This window comes from Virgibacillus sp. JSM 102003 (assembly GCF_041949995.1).
In the GTDB taxonomy this organism is placed as follows: Bacteria; Bacillota; Bacilli; order Bacillales; family Amphibacillaceae; genus Lentibacillus.
The window spans coordinates 94,558-112,531 of record NZ_JBHFQH010000011.1 but is presented as its reverse complement, the minus strand read 5'-3'; the positions used below and the strand labels follow the sequence as shown (position 1 = coordinate 112,531).

Here is a 17,974-nt window from a genome sequence, read left to right as displayed (position 1 = left end):
ATGTTATAATGGACATAATTCGAAAAAAGAGAGGTTTTAATGATGAACGGACAGCTTCAGAACTTAATTGACCATACCCGTGAGAAACTTGGATTAAATGATTATTATTTAAAAAGACATCATTTTTTCCGTGAAATAACTAACTTTAATGAAACAGAATATATATTGAATATGGAATGGTTCCCAAATGATTCTGCGCAATCTGATGAAGATTATAACCCACCTGGATCAGCGGTAATTGATATTAATTTCCACACAAAGGCGTTAAAGCGCATTATTTTTGTGGATGATGTTTCATATGCCGATAGCAGCTTGTATCCAACTTCAGAAAAAGAAAATGCGATTGAATGGATTGAAGAAGTGACAGGTTTAACGTTTGGCAGGCAATTTCTGATTGTTCACGAAGCAGATGACATGTTAAGCTTCGGTGCAGCGGTAGACAATATACCAGTGGCGCCAACTGGAACAATTGAAATTGGGTTTAACGATGAAGGACAGCTAACCCTATTTACTATTGATGGTGATTTTCCAGATGAGGATCAAATTCAATGGGAACCGTTTGGTCTGACCTCCGAAAAGTATGAACCCTTAGCAAACAAGCAATGTAAGTTGATCGAAGTTCCTGATAAGGACCAGGAGAAATGGCTGCCAATCTATGGAATAGAGGAGATTTTTCTAGTAAATGACGGTGAAAGAACAATTCCTTTTGAAAAAGATTTAAGTTCCTTTATACAAAAAGACAGGATCCTGAAATGGGATAAGCCAATCGAAGGAGAATTCACGCAGCAAGATATTGATTTGTCGATTGAAGTCACGCTCGACCAAGCATTGAAGAATGAGCAACATCCTGACACAATACCGATTACAGATACGGAAGTTGAGACATGTGAAAAAGAGGTGTTACGCTTCTTGCAGCTTGAATTTCCAGACGAAAGCGGTGAATGGAAATTAACCGGATTATATCTGGAAAATGGTTATATTTTTGCAGAATTAAAACCAACTAAGTTTACGAACCGTGCCTTTGACCGCAAAATAAAACTGATGATTGACCGGGAAAATTATCATGCTGTTAATTATGTTGATAATGATATGCTGCTTGATATGTTCAAGCATTTTAAAGATGCGGACGAACCTGCTGTTTCACAGGAGGAAGCATTTAAAAAACTTCTGGAATATGTGGAAGTAGAGCCTGTTTATGTATATGATCATGAGCAAAAAAACTACATCATGTGCGGGAAGCTTGATTGTCCATATGGTGTGAACGCAATTACTGGTGATATTGTTTTATTATCTGGATTATAAGGGGAAACGGTGTGCTCTGGAGTGGGCACACCGTTTGTTGTATTTATTGAAAGCTTGGGCTGGTTAATTGTGAACATTCGAGCCGGAAATTTGTGAACTTGAGCCGATTTTGTGACAACTTAAGCCAATCTTGTGTCTGCATCAGCCGATTCTGTGACGACTTGAGCCGATCAGCCTTATCACGCCAAACTATAGGTCATCAAATCCATTCAAATCGCTCGTCTTCGTATACTGCCGGGATTTCTGCTCAAAAAAGTCTGTTTTCGTTCCATCGAAGTTATCAACATAAGCACGGATCCATTTCATTGGATTATCTGTATGATCAGGAAAGATTTCACTCAGCCCCATCATACGCAGCATCTTGTTCGCGCGGTATTTAACGTAGCCAGACATTTCGTCTAAATCGATGCCTTCAACATCTGCCAGCACATAACGGGACCACTCCGTTTCCAGTTCGACCGACTCTGTAAATTGCTCATATACCCATTCAGTAAATGCAGGCTTATTCAAATCCGGATTCTCATCCAGGGTTGCCCGGAATAATTCAGCAATAAACCGGCCATGCTCAAGTTCATCCCTATTAATGTAGCTTATCATTGTTGATGTGCCGACCATTTTATTTTGCCTGGCCAGATTATAAAAGAACGCAAAGCCTGAGTAGAAAAACATACCTTCAAGCAATCCTGTGTACACCATTGTTTTTAGTATATTTTCCATCGATGGCTCGTCCACAAATGCATTATATTGCTGCATGAGCTTATCATTTCGTTTAAGCAATATCGGATCAATTCGTCCGAGCTGGAATGCTTCATTTTGTTCATCGAGTGATACGACAGACGAGAGCACATAGGAATAACTCTCATTATGGACGGCTTCCTGCTGGGCAATCACTGCCATGATTGACTGGACAGACGGATCACTGGCATACAGGGAAAAGAGCAGTGCCGTTCTCGTCTGAGGTGCATCGAGCGTCGATAGTAGTCCAATAATTTTTAAATAGGCGTCCTGGTCGCTTTTCGTCAGCAACGGAAACTGGCGAACGTCACCGGACATATTTATTTCATCAGCCTGCCAGTAATTTCCGATAAGCCGCTTGTACATTTTATACCAATGCGGATAAGCAATGTCGTTCCAATTCAGGATTCCGCTTGCTTCCCCTCCGAATAGCGCCGTTGACTTATTAGGGTGTGATGGTTCCAAGGTTTTCGCTTTTTTAAGCAAGGATTTTGACATCGTGCAACACTCCTTCTACCCATTTTGCTACTGCATGCTCCTGTGAGCCTCGTGGTGACTGCTCAATTTTTAATCCGGGCCACCTGCTATGATAAAAAGTCGTTAATTTATCCACTGCCCTGCAAAAAAGCTTATCCCCGCCGAATTGCGTGTCACCAGTTCCAAATACAGCAATATGCTCAGGTTTGTAGCCAACCTCCAGCACAAAATCTTTCACTTCATCAGGCGTATACCCCATTTCCCACGTGAACGTTCCGAGAAAAATATAATCGTATTCAGATGCATCAATTGGAGGGTCAATTCCAATCCGATGCATCTCTGCTGCCATACCATCTGATTGTGCTTGATCAGCAATAATTTCCGCTACTTCCTTTGTGTTTCCACTGTATGATAAATACGCTATTAAACTTCTCAACTCTCACACCACACACATTCTTCGACATCATTGGCTGTTGAACGTACATAATAGGTCGTTTTCAGTCCTTCCCTCCATGCCTGCAAATGTAAATTCAGCATCACAGACGCTTTAATAGTATGCGGGACATAAAAGTTGAACGAGATACTTTGGTCAATATGTTTTTGTCTTGCCGCGTTCTGTCTGATCGACCAGCGCTGATCAAGAATATATGCAGATCTTCGGTAAACATCATAGGACTGGAAATCCAATTCTGGTGCAGTGACTGCAATCTTGAAATCCTTTTTTTCCTCATAATAAAATGGTTTAAAAATTGGATCGATACTTGCAGTGGAACCAGCAATCATGGATGTTGATGAATTTGGCGCAACTGCCATGAGATAACCATTTCGAATGCCATTTGCTGCTATGTCACGCTTCAGGTTCAGCCACTTTTCGTCGGTGTAGCCCTTTTCGCTGAAATAACTACCATTTTGCCATTTACTACCTTCAAAAGCTGGATAATTCCCTTTTTCTTTACTAAGTTCCATGCTGTTTTTTATCGTCAAGTAGGCAATTTTTTCATATAAGTTGTCGGCATAGGATACTGCCTCATCTGATTCCCAATGAATATGTTCTTTTGCCAGCAGATGGTGCCAGCCGAATGTTCCTAGACCAATAGCACGGTATTTTTGATTCGTCATCTGTGTTTGCTTAATCGGTAATGTGTTGATATCAATCACGTTATCCAGCATACGAACTTGAATAGTAACAAGCCGCTCAAGCACATCATCCGGAACTGCTTGTCCCAAGTTAATTGAGCTTAAATTACAAACAACATAATCACCTGTCTTATATTTTTTTACAATGGTATTTTCTGCTTCCACATACTCCTCCAGAAATTCGGTTGGTGATTGATTCTGGGTAATCTCGGTGCATAAATTCGAGCAATAAATCATCCCGTTGTGCGGATTGTTATTTTTTCGGTTCACTTCATCACGGTAAAACATGAATGGTGTTCCCGACTCAAGTTGCGATTTCATAATCCGTTTGATAATATCTATTGCCGGTACGACTTTTCTCGATAGCTCCGTCGATTGCACGCATTCCAAATACTTCTGGCGCCACGTGCCATCGCCTTTTTCCTCATCATAAAAATCTTCCAGCGAATAACCCATAACCTCGCGAACTTCATGCGGGTCAAATAAGTGCCAATCACCGCGGTTTTCTACCTGTTCCATAAAATAATCCGGCAAGCTAACACCAGTGAAAATATCATGGGCACGCATCCGATCATCACCATTATTTAATTTCAAATCGAGAAATGGTTCTATATCTTTATGCCATACATCCAGATAAATGGCGATTGCGCCTTTTCGCGTTCCCAGTTGGTCTACATTAACCGCAGTATTGTTTAGCTGTTTAATCCACGGAACGACACCACTGGACATATTCTTGTATCCCTTGATCGAACTGCCGCGGCTACGGATTTTCCCCATGTAAACACCAATTCCACCACCATTTTTGGAAAGCTTAGCAATATCAGTATTACTGTCATAGATTGACTGCAAACTGTCATCCACTGTGTCGATAAAACAGCTGGACAGCTGGCCGTGTGATTTACCAGCATTTGTTAAGGTTGGTGTGGCAACGGTCATATATAAATTACTTAATGCCCAGTATGCTTCTGTCACATAATGACTGCGATTTTCCTGTGCCTCATCCTGCATTAAGTACATCGCAATGACCATCCACCTTTCCTGTGGAAGCTCATATGTATTCTTGTTATGGTCTGTTGCAAGGTAGCGAGTTGCCAGCGTGTATAATCCCAAGTAGTTAAATAATAAGTCCCTCTCCGGCTGAATCACTTCGGCAAAATAATCTATTTCTTCTTTCTTATACGTATTTAACAAATGATCTGAATAAATACCTTTTTCCGTAAGTGTTGTGATAAGTTTATAGAAGTTTCCATATCGTAAATTCGGATCGTATCCCCTGTTTTCTGCAGCAGTTTTGTATAACTCTTGTAAGTAAATACGGCTTGCAGCATAGGTCCAATCAGGGTTAGCCTCATCGATATTTTCAAGCGCTATTTTTATTAGGGTTTCCGTAGTGCCGGTTTGATTGGCTTTTTTTAACAAAATTTCTTTATTTATATTCAACCCTTTTGTTGCATAATTTATAAGTTGTGAGATGTGCCCAGTTGCAGTCATTGTCATGTTTTTTTCCTCCTTTTAAATCCAAAAAAACAAATAAACCGTCCACCCAGGGGATGAACGGTTAGAACGACAGAAAATATGTATACCTCTCTCTATCGTTTCACCTTCTCTTACCCCGAGGAATTGAAACTACAAGCTATGGCAGGTCTCCTGGCTCGTGCTTCTTTCTACTAAAGTCCTTCCCGTACCGTAGCCGTGAAGCTTTCGATACAGTGGGTTACTCGTTCGTCCACACTTACAGTTGCGGGGACAGCTCCAGTTTTTCACTGGATTCCCTATTAAGACAATGAATGTCACCTTAACTTGTAATACTATATATAGTTATTATTCATTTTTTTATACCAATATATTGTATTGAAAGACTATCATAGAATATTACTTCTTGCAATACGGATCTGTAAAAATAGTCTTAATGGAGGATTTACGTTTTGATATAATTACAATGATTTTTGTGAACTTCGGCGAACTAGTTGTAAACTTCGAGCAACCTAGTTGTGAACTTCGGCGAAATCAGTGTGAACTTCGGCGCTTCCAGTGTGAACTTCGGCATTTTGGCGATTTCGCCCTAGTTTTTGTGAACAATTTCGTTTAATTCACTCGCCTGATCTTCTTATAAACTTTATTCCGCTCTATTACATGACACCCATTGGCCATAAAAGTTTTCAACATAGGCTGGTTACTTTTACTCGTACCGCCAATATAGTAGGAAGCATTAAATTCATCCTTTAACAGCTTCAGTGCGAGATTATGAAGTGCCCTGCTTTTTCCTTTGCCACGTTCGCTTGGAATCAAACCAAAATAAAAAAGCCTTCCTTCATCGCGGGTACCAGGTTCAATATGCGGAATAGCAACTCCAATCGGCCTACCATCCTCATACGCAACTAAACAGGAATCTTTATAGTCAGGCCCTAATTCTATTTCCAGACTTTTCATTTGTTCATCAATCGTTAATGATGATGGGGCATTGAGTGAATCGGTCATGGATTCTGCCCATATTTCTTTAAATTCAAGTTGCGAAATACTATGTAATGACTTAAAAGTTAAATTTGATTCCTGCCAAACTACCTCATTAAGTTCCTTGTAAACTGTGACCATTTCATCATGAAAGTGAAAATTATTATCTTGAAGAACTTCATATACTTCTTCAGGGAACTTACTGTTTACCATAATGTTCACATTGGGGATATCCCCTAGTTCAAGGTCACCAATAAAATTAGTTATAAATGTAATCATTTCCTTAGTGGTTAATGCCTTTGTCTCCTCAATCGTGACAAAGTTTTCACCTTTAACAATTTTAACTTTTGCATAAATCTCTAACCTGCCAAAAGTTCCTTTAGATTCCATATTCCCACGACCCCTAACCTGTCTATTTCTTAAACCACTCGTTTTTCAATATACTCATTTCCCATACATTCCAATATTCGTTTCCAACTTTTGCCGCTTCTCTATGTAACCCTTCCTTCGTAAATCCTGATTTCTCATAGCAAGCAATTGCTGAGGTATTAAAATCATATACACCAAGACTTACCCTATGCAATTTATGCTTTTCAAAGGCAATCCTTAAAACTTCTCTAATCATTTTCTGACCTATCCCTAGTCCCCTCACACTTTTATCACCAATTAATACTCTGCCGATTCGTCCCTTATTGTTGACTTTATCTATCCTTCCTAGTGAAATATGACCAATCGTATTTCCTGATTCTTTATACACAACTTTATATGCAAATGTATCGGAGTCTTCGCTATTCGCATGCTGAATATAGTTTGATAATTGGTCTTCACTTAAAGGGAATTCAAATTGATTAGCACCACCCCATTGGTATAAAAATTCTTCAGTGTTAATCCAATTGATCAGCTGTTGGAAATCCGTACTTTCAAAGTGCTTTAACTCAATCATTTTCCACATACTCCCCTAATAATTAATTGTATTGCTTTAGTATAAAGGGAACTTTCAAACTTTCCAACGAATTTATAAAGACGCCACTCGAATGAGCAACGTCCATAGATTTACTTCTTCTTGCTTCGTATCCCTATGACTCGGCCAGCTTCTTTGGGCTTTTCATCAGGAGTATGATTAGCTGCTAAAACTTTAACCTTTGCAAAAATTTCATCTGGAAAAGGTGCAGGTCTTCCTGACGTTTGGTCAATTCCCATCAGCATTTGCTCGCTTGTTGCAGCACGTTTTCCATTTTCCCCGTACAATTCATAGAAAACATGTGCACGCTTTTCATCATAATCAAGCATTTGCAGATGCACTTCAAACGGTTCACCCAGTTTCATTTCAGCAAGATAACAAACGTGATTTTCCATTGTAAAAACCGTATAGTGGTTACTTTCGCGATAGTCATCTGTAATTCCAACCAGCTTCATAAATCGATCGACGCCAAAGCTAAATGCACGAACATATTCAGCATCATTCATATGCCCATTATAGTCAATCCAAGCTTCTGGAACCTGATCATTAATAATTACTTTTGCTTCTCCCATATCAAACTCCCTCTTTCTATCAAAGTTTACCGGTAAGATTCGCCCCAGGCCAGTATTTATCCAGTAATTGCTGCAGTTCAATTAAGAATTGATCTCTGCGTTCTTCAAGTTTATCCATGTCAACGCCTTCGGTCTGTTTTTCACATCCAGTGATGACCTTCTCAGCAAGTTCATCGGTTAACTCTGGTGCTACAAGTTTTGTCCACGGCAGCTGTAAAGCAGGTCCGAATTGGTGGAGCAAATGACGCATACCCTGCTTTCCGCCTCCCATATGTAAGGTCAGAAATGGTCCCATTAATGCCCACCGTAATCCAGGCCCATAGATGATAGAGGCATCGACTTCTTCCGTTGTAGCAATACCATCGTTAACAATATGAAGTGATTCACGCCAAATAGCTTCCATTAATCGATCGGCGATATGCCCTTCGATTTCTTTTTGGACAACAAGTGGTTTCATATTTATTTTATCATAAAAGTCTTTTGCTTTTTCGATAAAAAATAATTCTGTTTTACTGCCGCCAACCAGTTCTACTAGTGGTATTAAGTAAACTGGATTAAACGGGTGCGCAACAATTACGCGTTCCGGATGATGGGCGCAATCGGCCTGGAGAGTGCTTGGCAATATGCCGGATGTACTTGACGCTATCACTGTTTCTTTAGGAGCGAATTGATCTATTTCAGCGATAACTTTTCGTTTAAGCTGTTCACGCTCAGGTACGTTCTCCTGCACAAAATCTGCATGATGCAAAGCACGTTCAAGATCTGTATCAAATGATAAGTCATGCAGTGAGGCCTTATCTTTCAATCCCATCTTCTCCATTGCCGGCCAGGCTTGTTCTACTGCATCACGCATTCGCCCTTCTGCAGTTGGGTCAGGGTCTGTTGCTGTAACATGATAGCCGTTCGCTAAAAATCGTGTAATCCAGCCATTTCCAATGACACCAGTTCCGACGATTGTAATGTTTTTAATTTGTGATGTATCCTCCCTGGCCATGTTAAACCGTCTTCCCGTCTTGCTTACGTAATTTTAATAATTCTCGCGCATCCTGTGGAGTCATGATTTCTGCTCCCAAGCTATGGACGATTCCAACTGCTTTATCTACCAGTTGCTCATTCGTCGCCAGCGTGCCTTTTTTCAAATACATATTATCTTCCAGTCCAACACGTATGTTACCTCCCTGAAGTACTGATTCAGCTACCATTGGCATTTGCATTCGTCCAATACCAAACGCTGCCCAGCTAGCATTATCCGCGATACGGCTTTTCATATATGCCAGTGTCTCCGCATCAGCATCAGCTCCCCACGGGATTCCAAGGCAAAATTGGAACATTGGATCACCATCAATCAACCCCTCATCTACCAGTTGATTGGCAAATCGAACATGTCCGGTATCAAAGCACTCAAGTTCTGGTTTAACACCACTTTCCTGAATTAGCTTTGCTTGTTTGCGCAGCCAATCTGCAGGACTGACATAAACCTGATTTCCAAAATTGACACTCCCGCAATCAAGCGTACAAATTTCAGGCAGCAGTATACCCACAGGCTCATGACGCTGTTTAGGGGTTTGCATATCGGTACCCTCACCGCCTTTAGCAGGATCAGCATCACTTGGTACCCAATCACCACCGCCCCCGGCAGTAATATTAATAATCACATCAGTATCTGATTCACGTATTCGTTCCACCACTTCTTTAAAAAGTTCCACATCATGACTGAGCTTACCCGTTTTTGGATCGCGTACATGAACATGAGCAATCGTTGCACCTGCTTTTGCCGCTTTAATGGATGAATCCGCAATTTCTTTTGGTGTTACAGGTACATCCGGGTTTTTTGATGTGGTATCTCCCGCACCTGTTACTGCACATGATAAGATGACATTTTTATTCATGTATTTCCTCCTAACAGTTGTTCATCTTAAAAAGTTCTCTTTCCTGCTTATACTGTTTACTTAATTTAACTTTTTTATTATCTTCCTCGACATAAACAGGAACTGCGTCTTATAAAAACTTCTTTAGAAAGATTAATGATTGTGTATATCCTGCTAAGTTATAGAAAAGCTATCTGTAGAAAGGGTGATATCGATATGAACAAAAATTTAATTGACTGGCCCACCTTTATAGGTGCTCTAATATTACTCCTCGCTGTCTCCATTCCACTTGCTGCTTTCCCGGAAGTGGGTAAAGAGATAGTCGGTGCTGCAAATGATTTCATGACAGGGAACTTTGGCGTGCTCTATTTATTGGGCGGACTGGCAGCTTTCGTATTTTTAATCTTTGTTGCGTTCAGTAAAAACGGCCGTATTAAACTTGGCGATGAAGATGCCGAAAAGGAATTTGGAACAATATCCTGGGCAGCAATGCTTTTTGCTGCGGGGATCGGCTCGAGCATTCTTTACTGGGGAATGATCGAATGGGCCTACTACTATCAAGGTCCGCCGTTTGGCATAGAGGGAGGCTCCCGTGAGGCGATAAACTGGGCACCCGCATATGGTATTTTCCACTGGGGCCCAATCGCTTGGGCAATTTATACGCTTCCTGCTCTGCCGATCGCATATTTTTATTACGTAAGAAAAAAACCTGTTTTGAAAATAAGTGAAGCAGTTAGGCCTGTCCTTGGACGACTAGTAGATACACCACTTGGGATTGTTATCGATGTCCTTTTCATGTTCGGACTAATGGGTGGTGCAGGAACAACACTTGCACTTGGTACTCCTATGATTGCTGAAGGTGTCAATTCTATTACTGGCTTACCCGTGAACCTAACTTTAAAAGCTGTCATCATGCTCATTTGTACGGCTATATTTGCAATAAGCGCCTATTCCGGTTTACGTCGCGGAATAAAAGTATTAAGTGATATTAACTTATGGCTTGCCATCTTCATCTTATTATTTATGTTTATCTTTGGCCCAACCCTATTTATTAGTGAAACAACATTAACCAGTATCGGTCTTATTTTCGATAACTTTTTCAAAATGGCTACTTGGCTGGAACCGTTTGGAAATATAAGCGGATTTACCGAAACAGGATTCCCAGAAGCCTGGACTGTTTTCTATTGGGCATGGTGGGTTGTTTACGCGCCATTTGTAGGTTTATTTGTCGCTCGTATCTCTCGTGGAAGAACGATACAGGAAATGATATTTGGTACGATGATGTATGGAACAATAGGCTGTATTTTATTTTTCGGAATTATGGGGAACTATGGGTTGCATCTGCATCTGACCGGAAGCTTTGACGTCATTAGTTTCATGAATAATAATGGTGCGCCTGCAGCTATTATTGCCATTATGAGCCAGCTTCCAATGTCCGGTATCATGGTTACCCTTTTCACCATTCTTGCAATTATTTTCCTAGCTACGACTTTCGATTCATCATCCTATATATTGTCTGCTGTTGTGCAGAAGGAAGTGAAGGGGGAACCACTCCGCTGGAATCGCCTGTTCTGGGCATTCACACTTTGTCTGATGCCGCTTGTCCTGATGATTGTCGGGGATCTCAAGACGCTGCAAACAGCCAGTATTGTTGCTGGATTTCCAGTCATTTTCATCATGGCATTGATGGCATGGTCATTTATGAAAGCATCTAATGAGGATATAAGGGCATCCAAGGATTATGAACCGCCAACCATTCACATTGATCATCGTGAGACAAAAGAGCTTCGCCGAAGAAAAAAAGAACGTCGATCCGCGCTTGAAGCCCTGGAAGGTAAGGATATAAATAAAAATAGAAATGATGATAAATAGACCATAGTCATGCAGAGACGACTTCTCTGCATGAATTAAAGGGGCACCCTATTTTTGGATAAAATGCTTTTTTATTAGCAAAATAGTGTTTGTATTTTCATTACGTAATAAAGTGTTCTGGCATGCCTTCCTTGTTGGGTATAAGGGTTGATTAGAGGGCGAAGACGGTAAAGAAATTCCTGATCACATTTACATGATGGACCATACTTTCTATAGCACATGTCATGTTCTTTACAGGCAGCATCAACCGCGTTAACTGGTGCACCCGGGCCACTGCATCCCGGCCCGCACCATCTGTATCCTGGAAACAGACAAAACCGCGGACGTAAGTTCCTGTTCTTTTTACCCATAATTTTGCCTCCCAACTTACTGGATTAATATATAGTTTTAGTTTATGTGTGGCAAAGACAATTGGCTTGTTTGAATACCTAATACTTTAATTAGCACAGAATGAAATTTCAGTCTAGTGGAAAAAGAAACTCTGGAAGGAGGCAGTTTTACAGTGGAACATGCTTGGTTATCCTTAATTCCATTTATAATCGTTATCGGATTGTCCATTTGGCTCAAAAAAATCCTGCCAGGACTTGTGCTTGGTCTCCTCGTTGGAGCGTTGCTTGTTGAATTCAGTGTGTTAGGCGGGTCCCAGGAAACGGTAAAATATATCGTAACGACTTTATCAGACGAAAATAACATTAAGATTATTGCCTTTCTTTATTTATTTGGCGGACTTATAGGCATGATGAATATCTCAGGTGGAATTAAGGGTTTTTCTGAGTGGATTGGCGAAAAAATAGACTCGCAACGTGGGTTGTTAAGCCTGATTTGGCTTACACTTCCATTCACATTCATGATGCCGATGTTTCGGATTATGATGATTGGTCCAGTGGTTAAGTCGCTGATGAGTGAATTGAAGATTTCCAAGCGAAAGGTCGGCTTCACAATGGATGTATCGACTAGTTCGGTAATTGTCCTATTACCTGTGGCGACAGCATTTGTTGGTTTTATGGTCTCGCTTGTCGAGGGTGGAATCCAGAAACATAATCTGGATATGGATCCATATCAAATTTTCCTGCTCAGTATTCCGTTTAACTTTTTTGCCATTGTTATGTTGATCATTGGGCTGATTCGAACATTCTGGTCATCTTCTGAGAAAGAAGTTAAAAAAAAGAAATCAAATGATGAAGAAAACTACCACCGTAAAGGAATTAAGAAGGAATTATCGATGGTAAAAGCACAGCCATGGAACCTGATTGTACCTTTATTTTTATTATTGGGACTGTCGTTATTTCTTTTATGGCAAGATGGTGTTGCTAAGGGTGCGGACACTGTTTTCCAGGCATTTTCAGAGGCCGATGCAACATTTGTTATGCTCCTAGCGGTATTTATTACACTAATAATCACCTTTGTTTTTTACATGATACGTAAGCAGGACTTAAGTGAAACAATATTTCACTTCTTCGATGGAGGAAATCAATTGATGCAAGCGATCATTCTGCTTGTACTCGTTTGGGCATTATCACTCGTTGCAGAAGATCTCGGATTTTCACAATTTATCAGCTCAACGCTTGGGTCCTTTTTACCAAGCTTTACAATTCCTGCTATCATATTTCTCCTTGGGTCGGTTGTTGCCTATTTTATCGGATCATCGTGGGGAACATGGGGGTTATTCATGCCGCTCGGAATAGCACTGGCTGTATCAACAGGGGCGTCAATTCCTTTGACGGTCGGGGCTGTATTTGCAAGTGGATCATTTGGCGCGATGACATCTCCACTTGGCGACACAACCATAACAACTGCATCCATCCTAGAGATGCCTTTAGTCGAATATGCGCGCTATAAATTAAAAATTTGTTCTATTGGTGTAGGTATTGCTGTTGGGTTATATCTTGCCGCTGGGTTCTTTTTTGTATAAACAATAAAACACCCTCGCCTTATTGTAAATGTTTTGGCGAGGGTGTTTTCGGATTATCTTTGTCCAATTCGTTAAATATATCTTTCTGGTTGGTTACTTGTGTCAGTTGGGTGTTCAGTTGGGTTAATTGCTGATTAAGCTTTTGAAGTTCCTTACTTGGCGCTAACTGATTCAGCGTTTCCTGTATATCGGTTGCCAGCTGCTGAAATTCTTTCTTTGTTACTGGCTGCGCTTCTTTTTTTAATGTGAATCCTACCTGACCATTCGGTTCCAATGTTGCCCACTCTACGTCACTTATATTTAATACATTTTTAAGACGCAGGTTCATCTCAAGCTGATCAACGGTTAGCCTTAATTTTTTAAGGTTTTTTTCCTGCAACTGCCCATTTTTGATAAGAACCTTGGATTTTCCAGTAATAATTTTTTCAAATATATTTCCTTTAACTTGTGCATATTCCATTAAATATAATGTAAAAACCAGTACTGCCCCTACAGCAAGCGTCTCCCATATGTTATTGCCAGAGACCGGCTGTATAAGCAGTGAGCCAATACCAATCATAATTACTGTTTGCGGAAGCGTCATTTGTGAAATAGACTTTCTGCCTGCAAACCTTAATAGGAATGTTCCGCCGAAAACAATAAGCACTGCCTTCCAAATCCAATCAAGCTCCATCAAACCAAGCTCCTTTATCATTTGATAGGCTTAGTTTGACATGATTGGTGTTTATTATACGAAAAGAGACAGTAACAAAAGTATTCTAGTCAAAGTAAAATCCGAACTAAGATTCAAACCCTTGAAATAGAATTCGAATTCGTTCGGATTTATTTGTTGCTGATAAGATATATGATGCGACGTCCTTTTTTAAAAAAGCTTGAGTGTTATTATGCCGCTTCGGAAATACACTTCGCTTTCCGTGGGCGGCTGATGAGCCTCCTTGCTCCTACGTCGCTGCGTAGTCTCATCTAGGCCTCAGCTCCCACAGGAGTCTACGTGTATTTCCTACGCTGGGTATTGCTCTCTTATTCAATAAAGATAAATGCATGTTGTGATGATATAAACAGATTTTAGACCATCTAAACCAGCAGATGGAATATGCGAGACTCCTGTGGGACAGCGATCCTAAGAGACCCCACAGGGAGCGTTCTTTGCGAGCGAGGAGGCTCGTGGTGAGCCCACGGAAAGCGAGTATATTCCAACTGCGCGGTTAGGGAACCACACTAAATATTTAATTTATGTCGCATTATATATCAACTACGCATTAGTTCCAACCATGAAAATGAACGTTCTTAACATCCTATCTTGTTGTTATTCTTCTTTAAAGTAGGAAATTTTAATATCTTCCGGCCTCTTCCGTTATTTATTCATTTTCGAGAAAAAATCGCCTAATGGGTCTTCCTCATCTTCATCAGGCTCTTCTTTTTCCTGATGAAGTTCATCTAATTTATCCAAATCCACCGCGTCTAAATTTATTTCCTGTTCTTCATTTGAGGCAGCAGTTTCTTCTTCCTGTAGATAAAGCGCCTCTTCCACATCACGGGAATTACTGTTTAATGACGCCAGCAAGGTTGTTGCGCGCATGGGATCCTGGAGCAGCTGATATAAGATACTGCCTATTAATGCTTCGGAATGCTCATGCTTCAACCAGCTTTTCTGCTCTTTGGTCAATTGTTTTGGAAGTGGAACCGTTAATGTTTCCCGTTCTCTTGCAAAGGTCTCGTTAACGCCTCTAAGCACATATTGTGCGATTTCACTTGAAAAATTCCGGCGTTCCGTTTCCTTTAGTCGTTGCAGTTGCTTTAATAGGTAATCAGGTGTATCTGACGGGACACGAAATGTGATCGACTGCCCGCGTTCGATGCTTTTTTTGGAATCTCGCATACTATCACCCTACTTTTCTTTCGTTGTTTCTTGTTCCTTTACTTCTTTTGGAGCATTTTTATTTGTAAAATCAGTTATTAACTTGTAATATGCATTAGCCATCATCCAGATACTCTCATTTTCATCTTCAAAAAAGTCCAGATTGTAGCCATCAAGCTTGTTATTAAGTGCCTTCAGATAGTCTTTCAGAACAGCCGATCCGCCACCAACAAAATAACAGATTTCCGACTGGGAATTCTTTTGCCATACATTACGTAGATAACGATATTCTTTCTTAGCGAGCTCCAACAATATTCGATCAGTAATGTCATGAACGTTTGTCCGACTTCCTTTTACCATGATGTGATGACGATCATTCTTTCGTGTAATAATATCAACAACATCACGTCGGCTGTCGAGCTCTACACCATGTCTGGTTCGAATTTCTTCACGGATCTCCTCAAGCGACTCTGCCACACCAAGATGAAAACCTTGTGCTTTATCGTCGTCAACATTCCGGTTGCGAATAACAGCGATATCCGTTGAAAGTCCGCCTATATCCTGAATCAGAATTTGTTTATCAATTAATTCCTTATTAATAACGTTAAGATCATTATCCATAATCAGATTTACATATGCTGCAAATCCCTCCGGATAAACTTTTACTTCATCAAATTTAATATTTACTTTTTTCCCTTGGTGTTGCGGTGTTACCAAGAACTCAACCTGATGGACGGAACCAAGTAATTGGGAACGGTACCCTACATCTTTTCCTTCCTTAACCTCTCGTAATGGAAGTCCTGTCCCAAGTGTATAATTGGCATCAATCACATCTTTTTTTGTTGCCTTAAACGCATTACTGGTTACTGCGTCAAAAGCGATAGAAGCAAATAGCATAATTAATGTCTGGTCTTCCTCCGATTTGCTGCTTCCTGGATCAAGTTCTGTTGAATTATTCGTCTTTGTTGCCAGATTACCGACTCGATATACCGCATTGTTTTCTTCCAGGGCAGGGGAGTGGACACGAATATGCAGGTTATCTATTGGATCCTTCTTATCGAGGTCTTCAATCCCAATAACCGGCCGGTCCTCCATATCCCTCGCAATTACATTTGGTATGTAGCAATTACTTTCCATTTTTCCAAAGTTTGCTTTTAATGCATCATTTCCTACATCGACTGCTGCAATTCTTGATTTTGTCATGTTTGTATTTCTCCTCTCGTGAAAATGAACTTGCAAGTATAACGTTAATAGATTTACTAGAAATACGCAATCGGACTTTTATCGTATTCTTTCTTGTATACATGTTTTCAATATTGCAATCACCAACATTCCAGCGTGCGTTCGCTTTCGTGTACATGTAAACGGTTATGTAAACAAAATGTGTTCTTTTTGTTTACTTGTATACATAATTGTTTACTTCTAAATAAACTTAAAAAACTTTGCTTATTGATAAATTGTTTATATAAATTATACTTTCTTAACTGCCATAAAAAAGCTAGTTATGGTATGATAAAGATTATTATATAGGTTGTAAGTCCTATGCATCTATAAAGGGGGGCACTCTATGTTGCGTGTCAAAATCTTCATCATCATTCTATTCTTAACTTCCTTCGTTCTGGCAATAATGTCAGGACCACTTTCAATTGATACCTCTACATATATGAAGGCCCTTGCATTGTATTGGCTCTTCTCAACCCTATACACACATCTGAGAGTAAATTCATCAAACGGCAAGTTAAATATGGATTACGGTGTTTCCTATAGTATGTCAATTGGTCTGTTCGCTGGACCTCTTGGACTATTTATCTATGAAGCTCTTTACGGTTTTACTGTATATATCATTCGAAGAGTGACAAAAACTGGTGATCCGGATGAATTTTTACATACATTTTATAATATAGGCTCGTTCGCACTTAATAACACCATTGCCTTTTACTTGTTTTTCAATCTCTATCCCAAATTTCAAAGCATTCCATTTGGATTTTGGCTGCTAATTATTTTGCTGGCAATGGTTGTTGCCCTTCTTTCAGATATATATCTAATAACCATATCCTATTTTTTCGGTGATATCAGATCCCCGAAAGAAGCAATTAACTTCATTAAAAGCCGAAGTATAACGGATTTGGGTAAAATAGCTTTCTCGAACGGGTTCCTGTTCGTATTCTTGCAATCAGAAAGCTGGCAAATGGTTATCGCTCTATTTATCTTAAACTATTTAGTTAGTCGTTCATTTGTCGATAAATCGCTTAGTATTCAACATAAAGTAGAACGTGACAAGTTTGAACAAATGGCGTATACCGACTTTATGACAGAGGTTTACAACCGTGCCTTTATGGATAAGAAAATGAAGGAATTTAATTTATCTGGTGAATATTTGGGGATAATTGTTGCGGACATAGATAAATTTAAGCAATATAATGATAATTATAATCACGCTGTTGGTGACAAGATTATACAAAGCTTTGCAACAACATTGCATGGCCACTTAAACGAACAAGACTTCCTGTTCAGAACAGGTGGTGAAGAATTTACGATATTCTTGAGAAACAGAACATTTGAAGAATGCTCGGTACTTGTTGAACAAATGCGAGATGGTGTAGTGAATAGCCCAGTACAAGCGGAATTTCATTCTGAAAACGTATCCATTTCATACACAGCTTCATTTGGATTATATTTCTATAAAACTAGTAAGTATCTATCTATTGAAAAGGGTTATATCTATGCCGACCATCTATTACTTCGTTCAAAGGAACTCGGTAAGAACCTTGTCTCAGTAAAAAATGGAATGGTTGATCTTCCATTGTCTGTGAGATATTCGGAATGAGT

The 17,974-nt window shown here is 39.9% G+C and carries 16 protein-coding genes and 1 riboswitch; of the genes, 4 read left to right on the top strand and 12 right to left on the bottom strand.

Going from position 1 to position 17,974, the window contains the following annotated elements:
• The first annotated feature begins 39 nt into the window (after positions 1–39).
• Positions 40–1,302 (top strand): hypothetical protein, encoded by a 1,263-nt coding sequence (locus tag ACE1TG_RS13340; protein ID WP_375052887.1) that lies wholly within the window; start codon positions 40–42, stop codon positions 1,300–1,302.
• A 189-nt stretch (positions 1,303–1,491) separates the two neighbouring features.
• On the opposite strand, the gene ACE1TG_RS13335 is transcribed toward ACE1TG_RS13340, so the two are convergent.
• From ACE1TG_RS13335 to ACE1TG_RS13300, 8 genes are all read right to left on the bottom strand, one after another.
• Entirely contained in the window at positions 1,492–2,535 is a 1,044-nt protein-coding gene (locus tag ACE1TG_RS13335; protein WP_375052886.1) for a ribonucleotide-diphosphate reductase subunit beta, read from the bottom strand.
• Positions 2,516–2,950, bottom strand: a complete 435-nt coding sequence (locus tag ACE1TG_RS13330; RefSeq protein ID WP_375052885.1) for a flavodoxin — start codon at positions 2,948–2,950, stop codon at positions 2,516–2,518. The genes ACE1TG_RS13335 and ACE1TG_RS13330 overlap by 20 nt, the downstream gene beginning before the upstream one ends.
• Positions 2,947–5,148 carry a ribonucleoside-diphosphate reductase subunit alpha gene (locus tag ACE1TG_RS13325; RefSeq protein ID WP_375052884.1) on the bottom strand — a complete coding sequence of 734 codons (2,202 nt, stop codon included), beginning with the start codon at positions 5,146–5,148 and terminating at the stop codon, positions 2,947–2,949. The genes ACE1TG_RS13330 and ACE1TG_RS13325 overlap by 4 nt, the downstream gene beginning before the upstream one ends.
• 123 nt (positions 5,149–5,271) lie before the next feature.
• Positions 5,272–5,464: riboswitch (cobalamin riboswitch) on the bottom strand.
• A 272-nt stretch (positions 5,465–5,736) separates the two neighbouring features.
• Positions 5,737–6,492, bottom strand: a complete 756-nt coding sequence (locus ACE1TG_RS13320) for a GNAT family N-acetyltransferase (RefSeq protein WP_375052883.1) — start codon at positions 6,490–6,492, stop codon at positions 5,737–5,739.
• A 22-nt stretch (positions 6,493–6,514) separates the two neighbouring features.
• On the bottom strand, positions 6,515–7,045 hold the full coding sequence (locus ACE1TG_RS13315; protein ID WP_375052882.1) for a GNAT family N-acetyltransferase: 531 nt from the start codon (positions 7,043–7,045) through the stop codon (positions 6,515–6,517).
• A gap of 110 nt (positions 7,046–7,155) precedes the next feature.
• Entirely contained in the window at positions 7,156–7,635 is a 480-nt protein-coding gene (locus tag ACE1TG_RS13310) for a thioesterase family protein (RefSeq protein WP_375052881.1), read from the bottom strand.
• Positions 7,636–7,654: 19 nt separating this feature from the next.
• Positions 7,655–8,629 carry a 3-hydroxyacyl-CoA dehydrogenase NAD-binding domain-containing protein gene (locus ACE1TG_RS13305; RefSeq protein WP_375052880.1) on the bottom strand — a complete coding sequence of 325 codons (975 nt, stop codon included), beginning with the start codon at positions 8,627–8,629 and terminating at the stop codon, positions 7,655–7,657.
• Between the two features lies 1 nt (position 8,630).
• Positions 8,631–9,524, bottom strand: a complete 894-nt coding sequence (locus tag ACE1TG_RS13300; RefSeq protein WP_375052879.1) for a beta-keto acid cleavage family enzyme — start codon at positions 9,522–9,524, stop codon at positions 8,631–8,633.
• Positions 9,525–9,719: 195 nt separating this feature from the next.
• Between ACE1TG_RS13300 and ACE1TG_RS13295 the strand changes: the two genes are divergently transcribed.
• Positions 9,720–11,375, top strand: a complete 1,656-nt coding sequence (locus ACE1TG_RS13295; protein WP_375052878.1) for a BCCT family transporter — start codon at positions 9,720–9,722, stop codon at positions 11,373–11,375.
• Positions 11,376–11,449: 74 nt separating this feature from the next.
• On the opposite strand, the gene ACE1TG_RS13290 is transcribed toward ACE1TG_RS13295, so the two are convergent.
• A complete protein-coding gene (locus ACE1TG_RS13290) occupies positions 11,450–11,725 on the bottom strand; it encodes a phospholipase (RefSeq protein ID WP_375052877.1) in 276 nt (91 codons plus the stop codon).
• A 152-nt stretch (positions 11,726–11,877) separates the two neighbouring features.
• On the opposite strand from ACE1TG_RS13290, the gene ACE1TG_RS13285 reads away from it, so the two are divergent.
• On the top strand, positions 11,878–13,287 hold the full coding sequence (locus ACE1TG_RS13285) for a Na+/H+ antiporter NhaC family protein (protein WP_375052876.1): 1,410 nt from the start codon (positions 11,878–11,880) through the stop codon (positions 13,285–13,287).
• A 19-nt stretch (positions 13,288–13,306) separates the two neighbouring features.
• Here ACE1TG_RS13285 and ACE1TG_RS13280 read toward each other — a convergent pair whose 3' ends face one another.
• The 3 genes from ACE1TG_RS13280 to ACE1TG_RS13270 form a co-directional block, all read right to left on the bottom strand.
• Positions 13,307–13,960: a DUF421 domain-containing protein gene (locus ACE1TG_RS13280; RefSeq protein WP_375052875.1), complete on the bottom strand. Its 654-nt coding sequence runs from the start codon at positions 13,958–13,960 to the stop codon at positions 13,307–13,309.
• A 681-nt stretch (positions 13,961–14,641) separates the two neighbouring features.
• A complete protein-coding gene (locus tag ACE1TG_RS13275; protein WP_375052874.1) occupies positions 14,642–15,166 on the bottom strand; it encodes a hypothetical protein in 525 nt (174 codons plus the stop codon).
• Positions 15,167–15,175: 9 nt separating this feature from the next.
• Positions 15,176–16,348: an Alp7A family actin-like protein gene (locus ACE1TG_RS13270; RefSeq protein ID WP_375052873.1), complete on the bottom strand. Its 1,173-nt coding sequence runs from the start codon at positions 16,346–16,348 to the stop codon at positions 15,176–15,178.
• A 364-nt stretch (positions 16,349–16,712) separates the two neighbouring features.
• Here ACE1TG_RS13270 and ACE1TG_RS13265 point away from each other — a divergent pair, with 364 nt between their 5' ends.
• Positions 16,713–17,972, top strand: a complete 1,260-nt coding sequence (locus ACE1TG_RS13265) for a GGDEF domain-containing protein (RefSeq protein ID WP_375052872.1) — start codon at positions 16,713–16,715, stop codon at positions 17,970–17,972.
• Positions 17,973–17,974 lie beyond the last annotated feature (2 nt).

Bases quoted from the DNA above. Each gene is read 5' to 3' on its own strand.
- ACE1TG_RS13340 (WP_375052887.1), top strand. From the start codon at position 40: ATGATGAACGGACAGCTTCAGAACTTAATTGACCATACCCGTGAGAAA.
- ACE1TG_RS13335 (WP_375052886.1), bottom strand. From the start codon at position 2,535: ATGTCAAAATCCTTGCTTAAAAAAGCGAAAACCTTGGAACCATCACAC.
- ACE1TG_RS13325 (WP_375052884.1), bottom strand. From the start codon at position 5,148: ATGACAATGACTGCAACTGGGCACATCTCACAACTTATAAATTATGCA.
- ACE1TG_RS13320 (WP_375052883.1), bottom strand. From the start codon at position 6,492: ATGGAATCTAAAGGAACTTTTGGCAGGTTAGAGATTTATGCAAAAGTT.
- ACE1TG_RS13315 (WP_375052882.1), bottom strand. From the start codon at position 7,045: ATGATTGAGTTAAAGCACTTTGAAAGTACGGATTTCCAACAGCTGATC.
- ACE1TG_RS13310 (WP_375052881.1), bottom strand. From the start codon at position 7,635: ATGGGAGAAGCAAAAGTAATTATTAATGATCAGGTTCCAGAAGCTTGG.
- ACE1TG_RS13305 (WP_375052880.1), bottom strand. From the start codon at position 8,629: ATGGCCAGGGAGGATACATCACAAATTAAAAACATTACAATCGTCGGA.
- ACE1TG_RS13300 (WP_375052879.1), bottom strand. From the start codon at position 9,524: ATGAATAAAAATGTCATCTTATCATGTGCAGTAACAGGTGCGGGAGAT.
- ACE1TG_RS13295 (WP_375052878.1), top strand. From the start codon at position 9,720: ATGAACAAAAATTTAATTGACTGGCCCACCTTTATAGGTGCTCTAATA.
- ACE1TG_RS13290 (WP_375052877.1), bottom strand. From the start codon at position 11,725: ATGGGTAAAAAGAACAGGAACTTACGTCCGCGGTTTTGTCTGTTTCCA.
- ACE1TG_RS13280 (WP_375052875.1), bottom strand. From the start codon at position 13,960: ATGGAGCTTGATTGGATTTGGAAGGCAGTGCTTATTGTTTTCGGCGGA.
- ACE1TG_RS13275 (WP_375052874.1), bottom strand. From the start codon at position 15,166: ATGCGAGATTCCAAAAAAAGCATCGAACGCGGGCAGTCGATCACATTT.
- ACE1TG_RS13270 (WP_375052873.1), bottom strand. From the start codon at position 16,348: ATGACAAAATCAAGAATTGCAGCAGTCGATGTAGGAAATGATGCATTA.
- ACE1TG_RS13265 (WP_375052872.1), top strand. From the start codon at position 16,713: ATGTTGCGTGTCAAAATCTTCATCATCATTCTATTCTTAACTTCCTTC.